Below are 13,880 nucleotides of genomic sequence, written 5' to 3'. Positions count from 1 at the left end.
CAACGGCAGGCGATTAAGCTGATTGCATGTCGCTTTGATGAAATGGGGCCGCGGCGAATTTACCGGTCGTTAAGGCGCGGCGCGCCGGCGACCGTCCGTCGTCTGCCCGCGAAACGCGCAGTTTCGACGTCATCGTCAAAATTCTGGACCGTTAAGCAATCCCTTTTGGCGCTTGGGGTTGCTCAAGCGCGGCAAGCCTGTTGCGGTGCAGCATCGCGGCCATTAGATCACCGGCATGGACGCCGCCCGCCTCGCCAAGGACACGCCGAAATCCCAGAAGACCCGCGCGCGGATTCTGGACCAGGCCATGCGCCTGATCGCCGAGATCGGCTACCACGCCGCCACCAACCCGGTGATCGCCGACGCCGCCGGCCTGACGCGCGGGGCGATGCTCTATCACTTCCCCACCCGCGAGGCCCTGGTCGAGGCCGCCGTGGCCCACATCCAGGCCGAGCGCTCGACCCTGTTCCGCGCCGCCGCCGAGAACCTGCCCGCCGGCGCCGACGTCACCGAGCACGCGATCGACAGCTACTGGGACCTGCTGCACAGCGTGCCGTTCCAGGCCTTTGGCGAGCTCGAGGACGCCGGCCGCACCGACCCGGCCATCCACGCCCTGCTGGCCCCGGCCCAGGCCGAGTTCGACCGCGCCCAGGCCGGCGACCACTTCCTGAAGATCCTCCACGCCGGGGCGGGTCCGAGGTTCCAGGCCAGCCGCGACTTGGCGAGGTTCATGCTGGAGGGCCTGGCGCGCACGACCCTGACCTACGACAAGGACGGCCGGAAAGAGCGCCTGCTGATGCTGATCAAGCGGGCCACGCACATGCTGAATAGGAAGGGCGATGTGCAGGATTTGTGGCCGGAGTAGGGGGGGGGCTTGCCCTCATGGGAATTTCGAAATAGAACAAAAAGAGAACAGATATCTCGGGATCTGTTTCGCGCATTTTTGTTACTGTCACTAGAAAGATTGATTACCGTGACGTACCCGCTACGCGCGAATCGGATCGAAATGTTTCAACGCTTGAGAGACCCGGTCCACGACCTCATTGAGTTCGCGGATACGCATTTTGAACGGATGATCTGGAGCCTGCTGGAGAGCCCCGAGTTCCAAAGATTACGACGCATCCGACAGTTAGGCTTCTCAGATTTCGTATTTCCCGGTGCAACACACTCCCGGTTCGCTCACAGCGTTGGAGTTTTCCACACGGCGAGGCTCTTATGCAGAGTCTTGGAAGAGAAGCTTGGTAATGACTTCAATCGAGACCGTGCGGACGTCGCCATCGCTGCGGCTCTGATACATGACCTAGGGCATGGACCGTTCAGTCACGCGTTCGAAGATGCTCTCGGTGAGGTTGGTCGGCACGAAGAATGGACGCTGCGGTTCATTCGCGAAACTGCGATCTACGACAGGCTCAATAGTTATCGGGCCGGCTTCGGAGAAGAGGTCGCTTCGATCTTCACGAGTGAATCGTCACCAGATATCTATTCTTCTGTAGTGTCTAGTCAGTTCGACGCTGACCGTCTTGACTACATGCGTCGGGACCGGATGATGAGTGGCACCCAGCTTGGTGGTATAGATTTCACTTGGTTGATCAGAAATCTTGAGGTTCGTAATATCGAGATCGGTTCGGACGATCAGAAGTTCGCGGAAATATCGACTTTTGTTCTCGGTCCGAAAGCGCTATGGGCGGGAGAAAGTTACGTGCTCTCGCTTTTCCATCTCTATCCTGCAGTCTATCTTCACAAAACCACCCGAGGGGCCGAGAAAGTATTCTCCTCATTAATGCGCGCCCTGAAGTCTCGGATTGAAGAAGGCGGGGTCGACCAGACAGGTCTTTCTGCCGCACATCCGCTCGTCCGCTATCTCCGAGATAGAAAGACGCTTGTTAACTATGCCGATTTAGATGACTCGGTCGTGTGGGGGGCGTTGGCGCTGTTGGCGCAGTCTTCCGATCCGATTATCGCCGAATCAGCGCAAAGGCTCCGCACACGCACATTGTGTAAGGCAATCGACGTTCGCAGAGGTCTGGGTGATGGACGTTTGAACGCGGGGCGCGAGATCGATCAACGAGTCCTCAAGTTCAAGCGGCTTTGGCAAGAGAAGGTCGCATCAGATCAATCTTTGGTTCACCGAATCCTGATCGATAAGTTCGAGCGCAATCCGTACAAACGACGAGGCTACGAAACGACAAAGGGCGGGATGGAACGAATCCACATTCTGGAAAACGATCTCCCGATGGACCTGGCGGATGTGTCCGACGTTGTCCAAGCGCTTCAGCCCTTTCACGGGTACCGGCTTTACGTCAGCCAAGACGACGATGTGGCCAGAGCTCTAGTGCAAGACCTGATAACCGAGGCACGCAAATGACCGAACATGAAACTGCTGTCAGAAACGTTATCGCTGCAGCCGGTGGGCGCTTGGTTGGGAAAACCCGTCTTCAAAAAACGGCATATATTCTGAAGATCGCTGGTTTGAGCCCCGATTTCTCCTATACTTACCATTACTATGGTCCTTACAGCGAGGAAGTCGCGACTGCGACTAAAGACGCCATTCTTGACGATCTTATTGCGGAGACTGAAAGTGTCGCTCAATGGGGCGGTACATTCTCGGTTTTCACCACATCTTACAATGGCGACGTGGATGAAAAGTCCCGAGAGATTGTTGCCGTAGCTTGCTCCAGCGATTCTGTGACCTTAGAGCTTGCCGCTACCGCTGCATTCCTAAAAGTTTCGGGTGTCCAAGATTGGTGGGGAGAGACCGCGAGACGGAAGCCGCAAAAAGCGACGCCTGAGCGTATGGATCTTGCCAAAGCCCTCTGGGATAGACTTCGGGAAATTGGTACGCCGGTTCCCCTTCCGGCCCTTTGACTTTGTAGTTGCAGCGCTAGGTCTAGCTCGCGCTGGCCATCGCGTCGCGGTGCCCGGAATTATACCCGCGTCGGGAGCCCGCCTTAGATCTCTTGGAGGCTGCAGCGTGCAGGGCTGTCCAGGTCAGTCAAGGACGGCTTCGCCGCCGCGTGCGGCCGCCCGGAGGGCGGTCCCTGAGTGACCTGGACAGCCCTGCGATCGTCTCGCCGTGAGAGGTAAGGGGGGCGCTCTTCCGGGGCGGAAGGGCGGCTTGGACGGGAAGGGGGCGCGCACCGGAAACCCTCTCTCTTTGAGAGAGGGCGGGGCCCGCCGCGTAGCGGTGGGAGGGTGAGAGGTTTCACTGTTGGCCGGGGAAGCCTGGACCGTTCCGCCGCGCGTTTCGTCGGCGCCTTGTCCGGAGAGGGTGTAACCTCTCACCCTCCCACGCCGCAGGCGTGGGCCCCTCCCTCTCTCAAAGAGAGAGGGTTTCAAAAGGCGCCCTCGCGAGGATTGGGCGGCCTCTATCCCCGGCGCTCGCGGCGCCGAACCTCACGAAATCAATCCCTTCCCACTTTTTCGCGCCCCTGGATCATCGGCGTTCAACACCGCCGCATACTCAGAGCTGTCCCCGTCGCGGGGGAGGGCGTTTGGATCCGGCCCAAGACGGCGGCGGGGGTAGGTTGAGCGGGGCCGCTGGCGGTTCCTGGCGGAGCCATCGCGCCACGTCGCTTACTCTTTAGGAGCGCACGCGGGTGACGGAGCCGTCCGGGGCCAAGCCATCAGCGGAGCGACAGGGCGGTGATCGTACAAGCCGCCTATCGTGGATCGTCGGGGTCGAGACGGATGTAGCCGATCGACTTGGTCCGCGCCCGTCCGGGGGCAAATGGGGTCCCGAGCTGAAATACGCTCACGCCCCCCATCCTCACGGGCAAGAACAGCCTGGCGGAGCGGTCAGCGAGCCGAAACACACACAAACCATTACGGTCCCCGGGTTCGCCCGGCCGCTCCGTCGCCTCCCCATACCCACTCGCAGCCGCTCGGCGCGAGGTCGATGAAACACGTTCCTCCCCATCGAGGGGGAAGGGAGATCAGCTCGGGCAGATCGGCAGGGCGGTCGTGAACTTGATCTGCTCCATGGCGAAGCTGGACGAGACGTCGGTCAGCGGGGCGGTGGCGATCAGGCGCTTGTAGAAGCGGTCATAGGCGGCGATGTCCTTGACCACGACCTTGAGCAGATAGTCGACGTCGCCGCTCATCCGGTAGAACTCGACGACCTCGGGCAGGGAACTGGCCCCGGCCGCGAACTGGGTCAGCCAGTCCTCGTCGTGGCGGCCGGTCTTCACGGCCACGAAGACGGTCAGGTTCAGGTCCAGGGCCGCGCGGTCCAGCAGGGCGACGCGGGCGGTGATGACGCCGGCGTCCTGCAGGCGCTTGACCCGCTTCCAGCACGGGGTCTGGCTGAGGCCGACCCGCTCGGCCAGCTCGGCGATGGCGACGGTGGCGTCCTCCTGCAGGATGGCCAGCAGGCGGCGGTCGATTTGATCGAGATCAATCATCTCGCTACCCCGTCGTTTGGAGAATGGAATTCTCCTTATCCCGCGAATGGTAACCTTTCAAACCATGTCTTTCTTCGAATCCGCGTCATCCTAGGAAGCTCGGAAATTCAGCGAGGCTCCGATGGACCTGTCCTTCACGCGTCATCCCAAGTCGGTCGGCGAGAGCTATGGTCAGCACATGGGCGTGGCCTGGAGCTTCGGCTTCACCCTGCTGGGCGCGGGCCTGGCCTGCATCGTCCACGGCATCCTGCCGTTCGCCTTCGAGCGCACCGGCAGCCAGACGGTGCGCCGCCTGAACGAGCGGCTGTCGAACCGCTGCGCCAAGGCCGACGCGCATTTCGCCGGTTCCACGCAGATCTCGGGCGAGACCGTTCGCGGATGACGACCGCCGCGATCCGGCTGGACGCGCTGCGCAACGGGGCCGGCAAGCTGGCGCCGGGCCTGGTCGCTGGCCTGCTGCTGGCCATCCTGGCCAAGCTGCTGGCCTCGACCCTGCACGCCCCGGCCCCGCTGGTCGCGGTGATCCTGGGCATGATGCTCGGGGCGCTGGGCCTGCAGGCCCAGCTGGGCGCGGGTCTGGACGTCTTCGCCAAGCCCGGCCTGCGGCTGGGCGTGGCCATGATGGGCGCCCAGATCAGCTGGAGCGAGTTCGCCGCCCTGGGCGGTCCGGCCATCGTCGCCAGCGGCGCCGTGGTGCTGGGCGGCTTAGGGATCGGGGCGCTGGCCGGGACCGCGCTGGGCCTGCCGTTCGCCGAGTCCCTGATCGCCGCCGCCGCCTGCTCGATCTGCGGGGCGTCGGCCGCGCTCGCGGCGTCACAGGCCGCGCCGGCCAGCCCGGCCAACCAGCGCACGACGGCGCTGGTCATCGTCGGGGTCAACCTGCTGTCGACCGTGGCCATGCTGGCCTATCCGCCGATCGCCCACGCCCTGGGCCTGACCGCTCACCAGGCCGGCGTGTTTTTCGGCCTCTCGATCCACGACGTTGCCCAGGTCGCCGGGGCCGGGGCCTCGGTCTCGCCCGAGACGGCCAGCACGGCGGCCCTGGCCAAGCTGGCCCGCATCGTCTGGCTGGGCCCGGCGGTCATCCTGATCGGCCTGATGCTGAGCCGCTCCAAGGAGGGCGGCGTGGTCGGCGGGCTCAAGGCCCCGCCGCTCTTTGTTCTAGGCTTCGCGGCGCTCGCCGCCTGCCGGGGCTTGGGCCTGATCCCGCCGGCCCTGGTCGCAACCATGGCGACCTGCTCCAGCTTCCTGCTGCTGGCCGGCGTTGGGGCCATTTCGGCCAAGCTGGGTCCCAAGGCCCTGCTCGAGGTCAAGCCGAAGCTGGCCATCATGCTGGGAACGGTCACACTGGCCGTCGCGGTCCTGGCCTACGCCCTGACGAGAATATTCTTCTAACCAGAAGCTCTTGGCGGGGAACGAAACCCGCTTCATGGTCCCGTTCAAGAGCTTGTCCGTCTCGACTGGAATCAGTCGAGACGGATAAACAAGCTCGCCAAGAAAGTGCAGAGCATGGCGCGAGCCATGCTCTGGTCGGAGGGACGTGGTTTTGAGCTTCTGGACGCGACGCAAGTCGATCGACACCATCACCGCGGGCCACGCGGACAGCCATCAGCTGAAGAAGACCCTCAGCTGGTATCACCTGGTCGCCCTGGGCGTCGGGGCCATCGTCGGCACGGGGATCTACACCCTGACCGGCGTCGGCGCGGGCCTGGCCGGGCCGGGCGTGATCCTGTCGTTCCTGATCGCCGGGGCGGTCTGCGCCTGCGCCGCCCTGTGCTACGCCGAGCTGTCGACCCTGATGCCGGCAGCGGGCAGCGCCTACACCTACAGCTACGCGGCGATGGGCGAGCCGGTCGCCTGGTTCGTCGGCTGGAGCCTGATCCTCGAATACACCCTGGTCTGCGCGGCGGTCGCCGTCGGCTGGTCGGCCCACGCCCACGGCCTGTTCAAGATGGCGGGCTTCCCCGACTACCTGCTGGCCGGACCGCACGCCGGCGGCGTGGTCAACCTGCCGGCCGTGATCATCTCGATGGCGGTGGCCGGCCTGCTGGCCCTCGGCACCCGCGAGAGCGCCACCGTCAACATGGTCCTCGTTTTCGTGAAGATCATCGCCCTGATCGTCTTCGTGGTGCTGTGCCTGCCGGCCTTCGACGCCAGCCACTTCACCCCGTTCATGCCCAACGGCTTCTCGGCCCATGTGCCCGCCGGCGCCGGTCCGGATGGCGCCAAGATTGGCGTCATGGCCGCCGCCAGCTTGATCTTCTTCGCCTTCTACGGCTTCGACGCGGTCTCGACCGCCGCCGAGGAGACCAAAAACCCCAAGCGCGACCTGACCATCGGCATCGTCGGCTCGATGGCCGCCTGCACGGCCATCTACATGATCGTCGCCGCCGCCTCTATCGGCGCCTCGCGCACCGAGATCTTCTCCAAGAGCGAGGCCCCGCTGGTCTTCATCCTGGAGAGCCTGCAACACGGCAAGATGGCCCAGCTGGTGGCCCTGGCCGCCGTCGTCGCCCTGCCGACCGTGATCCTGGCGTTCATGTACGGCCAGAGCCGGATCTTCTTCGTCATGGCCCGCGACGGCCTGCTGCCGCGCGCCCTGTCGAAGGTCAACGCCAAGACCGGCACGCCGGTGGTCATGACCCTGCTGACCGGCGCCCTGTCGGCGGTGCTGTCGGGCTTCCTGTCGCTGAAGGACATCGCCGAGCTGGCCAATGCCGGCACCCTGGCGGCCTTCATCGCCGTGGGCCTGTCGGTGATCGTGCTGCGCCGCCGCGAGCCCAACCGCCCGCGCGTCTTCTCGACCCCGCTCTGGCAGATCGTGGCCCCGGCCGGCATCCTGGGGTGCCTCTATCTGTTCTACAGCCTGCCGGCCAAGACCCAGCTCTACTTCCTGTTCGCCCACATCATCGGGGCGGTCGTCTATTTCGCCTACGGCATCCGCAAGAGCGTGCTGGCCCAGGCAGAGAGGGCCGCAGGGTAAGGCTTCCATTCCCGAGAGCCATCGCTACAGTCGGCGTCAAAACAAGCGTTTGATGTCGGGAGAAGAAGCGCATGGCCCTCGATCTGGAAACCCGTGAACAGCTGATCGAGACGGTGGCCCGCTTCGTCTCCGAGCGCCTGCGCCCGATCGAGGCCAAGGTCGCCGAGGACGACGCGGTGCCCGCCGACGTCATCGAGGACATGAAGGGCCTGGGCCTGTTCGGCCTGTCGATCCCCGAGGAGTTCGGCGGCCTCGGCCTCAACATGGAGGAAGAGGCGCTGGTGGCCATCGAGCTGGGCCGCGCCTCGCCAGCCTTCCGCTCGGTGTTCGGCACCAATGTCGGCATCGGCAGCCAGGGCCTGGTGATGTTCGGCAACGACGCGCAGAAGGCCAAGTGGCTGCCGGGCATCGCGTCCGGCGAGATCATCACCTCGTTCGCCCTGACCGAGCCGGAAGCCGGCTCTGATAGCGCCGCGGTGCAGACCCGCGCCACGCTGGACGGCGATCACTACGTCCTGAACGGCGCCAAGCGCTACATCACCAATGCCGGCAAGGCCTCGCTGTTCACGGTGATGGCCCGCAGCAACCCCGACGTGAAGGGCGGGGGCGGCGTGTCGGCCTTCCTGGTCCCGCGCGACCTGCCAGGTCTTTCGGTGAGCAAGCCCGAGAAGAAGATGGGCCAGCAGGGCGCCCATATCCACGACGTCACCTTCGACAATGTCCGCGTCCCGGCCTGGAACCGGCTGGGCGAGGAAGGCGAGGGTTTCAAGGTCGCCATGCAGGTGCTGGACCGCGGTCGCCTGCACATCGCCGCCGTCTGCGTGGGCGTGGCCGAGCGGCTGATCGCCGACTGCGTGGCCTATGCCAGCGAGCGCAAGCAGTTTGGCCAGCCGATCGCCAGCTTCCAGCTGATCCAGGCCATGATCGCCGACAGCAAGACCGAGGCTCTGGCGGCCAGGGCGCTGGTTCTAGAAACCGCTCGCAAGCGCGACGGCGGGGCCGGCATCGTGCTGGAAGCGGCGGCGTCCAAGCTGTTCGCCTCGGAAATGGTCGGGCGGGTCGCCGACCGGGCGGTGCAGATCTTCGGCGGGGCGGGCTATGTCGCCGACTATGGGATCGAGCGTCTCTATCGCGACGTGCGGATCTTCCGGATCTATGAGGGCACCAGCCAGATCCAGCAGTTGGTCATCGCCCGCGAGACCTTGAAGCGCGGCGGCTAGGCTGCGGCGGGATGTCGCGCCCGGTCTTTCCGTAGAGCCGTGGCGTCACGCCGCATGGGCGGCGGATCTATTCAGTGCGCGCCAATATTTTCCAGGACACCGCTACTCAAGGGCGTGTGCACGACCTTCAAGGGAGTGCGTCATCCTGTCGCTCGCACCCCGCGAATATTTAAGCCGGCATTAAGTATGCGCGGCGAGGCTGGTTCCTGATTTGGAACGGGGGCGGCCATGAGCCAGGATCACGCTATCAACGAACGCGTGGCGTTTATGGGTTTGGACGACAAGGCGCGGGCCGCCCTGCGCGAGCTCCAGCCTGTCATCCGAAAAAACATCGGGCCTGCCCTCGAGGCGTTCTACGCCAAGGTCCGGGCCACGCCCGAGACCCGCAATTTCTTCAGCGACGAAAAGCACATGCAGGCCGCCTCGAGCCGCCAGCAGAGCCACTGGGACGTGATCTCGCACGGCGACTTTGACGAGACCTACGTCAAGGCCGTGCGCACCATCGGCCAGACCCATGCCCGGATCGGCCTGGAGCCGCGCTGGTACATCGGCGGCTATGCGGTGGTCAGCGAGCACCTGATCCGCGCGGTGATCAACGACCAGTGGCCCAAGGGCTTCATGGCCAAGGGCGACCCGAGCAAGGCCGGCGACGCGGTCAGCGCGCTGATGAAGGCGGTCATGCTGGACATGGACTTCGCCATCTCGATCTACTTGGAGACCATTGAGCTCGAACGTCAGCGACTGGAAGCGGAACGACGTGAGAATGAGGCCTGCCAGGCCCATATGGTCGCCGCGCTCGGCGAGGCCCTGGATAGGCTGGCCCGCGGGGATCTGGTGGGGCGGCTCGACACCGACGTGAAGTCCGAGTTCCAGAAGCTGAAGGACGACTTCAACAACGCCGTCGGCATCCTGGAGCAGGCGATGAGCCGGGTGGCCGAAGCCACCGACGGGATCCGCTCGGGCGCCGACGAGATCGGCGCCGCGGCGGACGACCTGTCGCGCCGCACCGAGCAACAGGCCGCCAGCCTCGAAGAGACGGCCGCGGCCCTGGACGAGATCACCTCGACCGTCCGCCGTTCGGCGTCCGGCGCCAAGCAGGCCCAGGACGTCGTGGCCGGCGCCAAGGCCGAGGCCGAGAAGTCTGGGATCGTCGTCGACCAGGCCGTGGCGGCCATGGGCGAGATCGAGACCAGCTCGCGTTCGATCGGCAACATCATCGGGGTGATCGACGAGATCGCCTTCCAGACCAACCTGCTGGCGCTCAACGCAGGCGTCGAGGCGGCGCGGGCCGGGGAGGCGGGTCGCGGCTTCGCGGTCGTGGCCCAGGAAGTCCGCGCGCTGGCCCAACGCTCGGCGGACGCGGCCAAGGAGATCAAGACCCTGATCAGCGCTTCGACCAAGCAGGTCGAGGCCGGTGTCGGGTTGGTCGGCCAGACCGGCGAGACCCTGCGCGGCATCGTCGGCAAGGTGGCCGAAATCGACGCCCTGATCGTGGAGATCGCTTGCTCGGCCCAGGAGCAGGCTCAGGGGCTCAACGAGGTGAACACGGCCGTCAACCAGATGGACCAGGTCACTCAGCAGAACGCCGCGATGGTGGAGCAGACGACCGCCGCGACCCATTCCCTAAAGGGGCAGACGGCGGAGTTGGTCAAACAGGTGTCGGCGTTCTCGATCTCGGCGCGTCAGAAGGCCGCCGCGCCGGTCGCACCCGTGGCGCCGACCCGCGCGCCGCCTGTCGCTCGTCCGACAAGCCGGCCGGGCGGCAACCCGAGCGCCCAGGTTCCGGTGGCGCGCGGCAATACGGCCGTGGCGCTCAAAGAAGAGTGGGAAGAATTCTGAGTAACGCGGCGGTCGGCTACGAATCTTGACCTGCCGACAGCAGAACGCCCCCGCCGACGGTGTCGGCGAGGGCGTTTTGTGTTCCCCGGAAGGGATTGACGCTTACGCGCCGCCCGGGAAGCGGAACGGGACCTTCACGGTGCCGGTCTTGGCGCCCATCGGGAGCTTCTCGGCGATGCACATGGCGGCCTTGTCGAAGCCCTTGCCGGCCGCGCTGTTGTCGACGACCTTGCAGTCCGACAGCTTGCCAGCGTCGGCGGTGCATTCCAGCATCACCTGAGCGGCGTCGCGGGTGTTCGCGAACTGCTGCAGGCAACGGCCCATTTGGTCTTCAAAACCGCCGGCGGCCGAAGCGGCCTGAGCGACGAAAAAGCTGCCAGCGATTCCCGCGGCAATAGCGATCGGATATTTCATCCCGCTGCTCCCAAGTAAAAGTGTCACGTCCTGTGGACGACGCGCCATCCGGACGCAGGAGCTTTCTCGCAGAAGCGAGTTAAGAGAATCTGAGTCGCCGAATAATATTGTAGTTTACTTCCGGGTAACCATCGCTTCGCCTTTCGGGGACTCTTGTTATGCGAGGCCCGCTTTATAGATTCAGCGCCCGTGCACCTGCGGCCAAATGACCATCTGGGCCCTATCAGAGCAGGTTATGTCGAATTCCCTTTAACCAAGTCAGAGGTTGTTAGGAATCTATCGGGATTATCCGGGTTCAATGTTGGCGATCCGGGGGCACGGAGCGCTGGTTGGAGGGTACCTCGCGATGAAACGGATACGTCTTGTCGATCTGCCGTTGATCATCAAGATCGGCTTTGCGCCGGCTTTCGCGCTTCTGATGCTGGCTCTCATGGCCGGCGGCGCCATCGTCGTTCAGAAAAGCCAGTCGGCCGCTTTGAAGCAGGTCGTTGAAAGCGACATGCGCGAAAACATGGCGATCCAGAAGATCTCCAAGCGCATCTCGAACATCAACGGTGAACTCTACACCGTGCTGACCCACAAGGCCGGCAACATCGATCTGGCCAAGAACGACGCCCGCATGGCGGCGATCCTGACCGAGACCGACGCGGTGAAGAAGGAACTGGCCTCGCTGAAGGCCAAGCTTCCGGCCGCCGAACAGCCGAAGATCGCCGAGCTGATCAAGCAGCTGGACGAGTGCCGCAGCGCCATCGACACGGTCAGCGGGATGATCGGCGTCGACTTCAACATGGCCGTGGGCTTCATCGCGCCGTTCGAAGAACAATACGCCAAGATGACCGGTACGCTCGACCAGGTCGTCACCGCCGCCAACCAGCGGGTCGAGGCCGAGAGCGCCAAGCGCCAGGCTGAAGCCACCGCCGCCATGAGCGTCACGATCGTGATGTCGCTGATCACCCTGGCCGCCGTTGCTGGCCTGGCCTGGTTCACGGTCATGACGACCCGCAAGTCGATCAACGACATCGCCGGCGCCACTGACAAGCTGTCGAAGGGCGACAACACCATCGACCTCGAGAAGATGACGCGCGGCGACGAGCTGGGCGCCATTGTCTCGGCGCTGAAGGTCTTCCGCGACAACCAGCTGCACCTCGACACGCTGCGCGCCGAGCAGGAGAAGTCGGCCGCCCTTACGGCCGACGAGCGTCGCGCCAAGGAAGCCGCCGCCGCCGCCGCCGCCCAGGAGGCCTCCACCGTCGTCAGCAACCTGGCCCAGGGCCTGGAGAAGCTGGCCTCGGGGGACCTGACCTTCCGCGTCACCGCCGAATTCCCCGGCGAGTACCGCAAGCTGAAGGACGACTTCAACGGCGCCATGGGTTCGCTGCAGGAGACGATGAAGGTCATCGCCGCCTCGACCGACGGCCTGCGCACCGGCGCCGACGAGATCGCCCACGCCTCGGACGACCTGTCGCGCCGCACCGAGCAACAGGCCGCCAGCCTGGAACAGACCGCCGCCGCCCTCGACGAACTGACCGCCACCGTGCGCCGCACGGCCTCCGGCGCTCGCCAGGCCTCGGATGTCGTCTCCACGACACGTGGCGAAGCGACGCATAGCGGCCAGGTCGTGCATCAGGCAGTGTCCGCCATGGGCGAGATCGAAAACTCGTCGAAGCAGATCAGTCAGATCATCGGCGTCATCGACGAAATCGCCTTCCAGACCAACCTCCTGGCCCTGAACGCCGGCGTCGAAGCCGCGCGGGCGGGCGAAGCCGGCCGCGGCTTCGCGGTCGTCGCCCAGGAAGTCCGGGCCCTGGCCCAGCGCTCGGCTGAAGCGGCCAAGGAGATCAAGGCCCTGATCTCCAGCTCGACCCAGCAGGTCAGCCAGGGCGTCAGCCTTGTCGGCCAGACGGGCGAGGCGCTGCAGCGGATCGTGACGAAGGTCGGCGAGATCGACGCCCTGGTCACCGAGATCGCGGCTTCGGCCGCGGAGCAGGCGACGGGTCTGAACGAAGTCAACACGGCCGTGAACCAGATGGATCAGGTCACGCAGCAGAACGCCGCCATGGTCGAGCAATCGACCGCCGCGACGCACTCGCTGAAGGGTGAGACCGGCGAACTGGTCCGCCTGATGGCCCGCTTCCAGGTGGGCAATGGGTCTTCGACCTACGCCCGACCGGCCATGGCCGACGCGACGCAGCACGCTCCGGCGCGCAATCCGGTGGCCGAGCAGCAGGCTCGCCTGAACACCTTCGCCCGTCCGGGCCGGAGCAGTGGTTCGGCGGCCGTGGCCCAGGCCCCCGCCACCGAAGGTTGGGAGGAATTCTGATGGCCGCCGCGATCGCGCTACCTGAAACCCTGGATCTGAAGGCCGCGGCCCCGCTCAAGGCTGCCTTCCTCGAACGCCGCGGCGCGGCGATCACCGTGGAAGCCGACCAGGTCCGTCGCCTCGGCGGTCTGTGCCTGCAGGTGCTGCTGGCCGCCCGCAAGGCGTGGGACCGGGATGGCCAAGCCTTTTCCATCAAGGGGCCTTCCCAGGCCTTCGTTGAAACCACCCGTCTTTTCGGCGCCGAAGGGGCGCTCCTCTCGGCGGAATTCCAAGGAGCTGAATCGTGACGCGTACGGTTCTCACGGTCGATGATTCCCGCACCATGAGGGACATGCTGCGCATGGCTCTGGTCGGCGCCGGGTTCAATGTGGTCGAGGCTGTCGACGGCGAGCATGGTCTGGAGGTTCTCTCCGCCCATCGCCCCGACATCATCATCACAGATATCAACATGCCCAAGCTGGACGGCTTCGGCTTCATCGAGGCGGTGCGGGTCGACGACGACTATCGCGCCATCCCGATCCTGGTCCTGACCACGGAAAGCGACCCGGCCAAGAAGCAGCGGGCTCGCGAAGCCGGCGCGACGGGCTGGATCGTCAAGCCGTTCAACCCGGAAAAGCTGGTCGACGCGATCCGTCGCGTCGCCGCCTAAGGGTTTGGGCCGCTTAAGCCCGGCCAGTACCGCGTACCGAACTTTGACTACCCGT

12 protein-coding genes and 1 pseudogene are annotated in these 13,880 nt (G+C 64.9%); 11 read left to right on the top strand and 2 right to left on the bottom strand.

From position 1 onward, the window contains the following. Positions 1–235: 235 nt before the first annotated feature. The 3 genes from CSW62_RS22220 to CSW62_RS26255 all read left to right on the top strand — a co-directional run bounded on the left by CSW62_RS22220 (position 236) and on the right by CSW62_RS26255 (position 2,865). Positions 236–865, top strand: a complete 630-nt coding sequence (locus CSW62_RS22220; protein ID WP_099581639.1) for a TetR/AcrR family transcriptional regulator — start codon at positions 236–238, stop codon at positions 863–865. Between the two features lie 141 nt (positions 866–1,006). After that, positions 1,007–2,365 (top strand): HD domain-containing protein, encoded by a 1,359-nt coding sequence (locus tag CSW62_RS22215; RefSeq protein WP_369827559.1) that lies wholly within the window; start codon positions 1,007–1,009, stop codon positions 2,363–2,365. Further along, positions 2,362–2,865: a hypothetical protein gene (locus tag CSW62_RS26255; RefSeq protein WP_143324444.1), complete on the top strand. Its 504-nt coding sequence runs from the start codon at positions 2,362–2,364 to the stop codon at positions 2,863–2,865. The genes CSW62_RS22215 and CSW62_RS26255 overlap by 4 nt, the downstream gene beginning before the upstream one ends. A gap of 1,067 nt (positions 2,866–3,932) precedes the next feature. On the opposite strand, the gene CSW62_RS22205 is transcribed toward CSW62_RS26255, so the two are convergent. Next, the gene (locus CSW62_RS22205) at positions 3,933–4,400 is read right to left on the bottom strand and encodes an Lrp/AsnC family transcriptional regulator (protein WP_099581635.1); all 468 of its coding nucleotides are present in this window, start codon (positions 4,398–4,400) and stop codon (positions 3,933–3,935) included. A 121-nt stretch (positions 4,401–4,521) separates the two neighbouring features. On the opposite strand from CSW62_RS22205, the gene CSW62_RS26670 reads away from it, so the two are divergent. The 5 genes and pseudogenes from CSW62_RS26670 to CSW62_RS22185 all read left to right on the top strand — a co-directional run bounded on the left by CSW62_RS26670 (position 4,522) and on the right by CSW62_RS22185 (position 10,442). Further along, entirely contained in the window at positions 4,522–4,782 is a 261-nt protein-coding gene (locus tag CSW62_RS26670; protein WP_199170674.1) for a DUF6356 family protein, read from the top strand. Next, positions 4,779–5,795, top strand: a complete 1,017-nt coding sequence (locus CSW62_RS22200) for a putative sulfate exporter family transporter (protein WP_199170673.1) — start codon at positions 4,779–4,781, stop codon at positions 5,793–5,795. The genes CSW62_RS26670 and CSW62_RS22200 overlap by 4 nt, the downstream gene beginning before the upstream one ends. Positions 5,796–5,926: 131 nt before the next feature. Next, positions 5,927–7,383 (top strand): annotated as a pseudogene (locus CSW62_RS22195) (amino acid permease). 71 nt (positions 7,384–7,454) lie between these two features. Next, positions 7,455–8,603, top strand: a complete 1,149-nt coding sequence (locus tag CSW62_RS22190; RefSeq protein WP_099581629.1) for an acyl-CoA dehydrogenase family protein — start codon at positions 7,455–7,457, stop codon at positions 8,601–8,603. A 228-nt stretch (positions 8,604–8,831) separates the two neighbouring features. Beyond that, complete coding sequence (locus CSW62_RS22185) at positions 8,832–10,442, top strand: globin-coupled sensor protein (protein ID WP_099581627.1); 1,611 nt, start codon at positions 8,832–8,834, stop codon at positions 10,440–10,442. Positions 10,443–10,544: 102 nt separating this feature from the next. Here the strand turns inward: CSW62_RS22185 and CSW62_RS22180 are convergent, their stop codons facing one another. Continuing rightward, complete coding sequence (locus tag CSW62_RS22180) at positions 10,545–10,856, bottom strand: hypothetical protein (RefSeq protein ID WP_099444777.1); 312 nt, start codon at positions 10,854–10,856, stop codon at positions 10,545–10,547. A 298-nt stretch (positions 10,857–11,154) separates the two neighbouring features. Here CSW62_RS22180 and CSW62_RS22175 point away from each other — a divergent pair, with 298 nt between their 5' ends. From CSW62_RS22175 to CSW62_RS22165, 3 genes are read left to right on the top strand one after another with little or no spacing between them, the layout of a single operon-like run. Then, positions 11,155–13,176: a methyl-accepting chemotaxis protein gene (locus CSW62_RS22175; protein ID WP_199170672.1), complete on the top strand. Its 2,022-nt coding sequence runs from the start codon at positions 11,155–11,157 to the stop codon at positions 13,174–13,176. Next, positions 13,176–13,463 carry an STAS domain-containing protein gene (locus CSW62_RS22170; protein WP_099581622.1) on the top strand — a complete coding sequence of 96 codons (288 nt, stop codon included), beginning with the start codon at positions 13,176–13,178 and terminating at the stop codon, positions 13,461–13,463. The genes CSW62_RS22175 and CSW62_RS22170 overlap by 1 nt, the downstream gene beginning before the upstream one ends. Continuing rightward, entirely contained in the window at positions 13,460–13,825 is a 366-nt protein-coding gene (locus CSW62_RS22165) for a response regulator (protein ID WP_099581620.1), read from the top strand. The genes CSW62_RS22170 and CSW62_RS22165 overlap by 4 nt, the downstream gene beginning before the upstream one ends. Positions 13,826–13,880 lie beyond the last annotated feature (55 nt).

It is taken from the genome of Caulobacter sp. FWC2 (genome assembly GCF_002742625.1).
In the GTDB taxonomy this organism is placed as follows: Bacteria; Pseudomonadota; Alphaproteobacteria; order Caulobacterales; family Caulobacteraceae; genus Caulobacter.
Note: the sequence above shows the minus strand (reverse complement) of the source record. Positions and strands in the feature narration are given on the sequence as shown.

Excerpts from the sequence above, each read along its gene's own strand:
- CSW62_RS22220 (WP_099581639.1), top strand. The coding sequence starts at position 236 with ATGGACGCCGCCCGCCTCGCCAAGGACACGCCGAAATCCCAGAAGACC.
- CSW62_RS22215 (WP_369827559.1), top strand. The coding sequence starts at position 1,007 with ATGTTTCAACGCTTGAGAGACCCGGTCCACGACCTCATTGAGTTCGCG.
- CSW62_RS26255 (WP_143324444.1), top strand. The coding sequence starts at position 2,362 with ATGACCGAACATGAAACTGCTGTCAGAAACGTTATCGCTGCAGCCGGT.
- CSW62_RS22205 (WP_099581635.1), bottom strand. The coding sequence starts at position 4,400 with ATGATTGATCTCGATCAAATCGACCGCCGCCTGCTGGCCATCCTGCAG.
- CSW62_RS26670 (WP_199170674.1), top strand. The coding sequence starts at position 4,522 with ATGGACCTGTCCTTCACGCGTCATCCCAAGTCGGTCGGCGAGAGCTAT.
- CSW62_RS22200 (WP_199170673.1), top strand. The coding sequence starts at position 4,779 with ATGACGACCGCCGCGATCCGGCTGGACGCGCTGCGCAACGGGGCCGGC.
- CSW62_RS22190 (WP_099581629.1), top strand. The coding sequence starts at position 7,455 with ATGGCCCTCGATCTGGAAACCCGTGAACAGCTGATCGAGACGGTGGCC.
- CSW62_RS22185 (WP_099581627.1), top strand. The coding sequence starts at position 8,832 with ATGAGCCAGGATCACGCTATCAACGAACGCGTGGCGTTTATGGGTTTG.
- CSW62_RS22180 (WP_099444777.1), bottom strand. The coding sequence starts at position 10,856 with ATGAAATATCCGATCGCTATTGCCGCGGGAATCGCTGGCAGCTTTTTC.
- CSW62_RS22175 (WP_199170672.1), top strand. The coding sequence starts at position 11,155 with ATGTTGGCGATCCGGGGGCACGGAGCGCTGGTTGGAGGGTACCTCGCG.
- CSW62_RS22170 (WP_099581622.1), top strand. The coding sequence starts at position 13,176 with ATGGCCGCCGCGATCGCGCTACCTGAAACCCTGGATCTGAAGGCCGCG.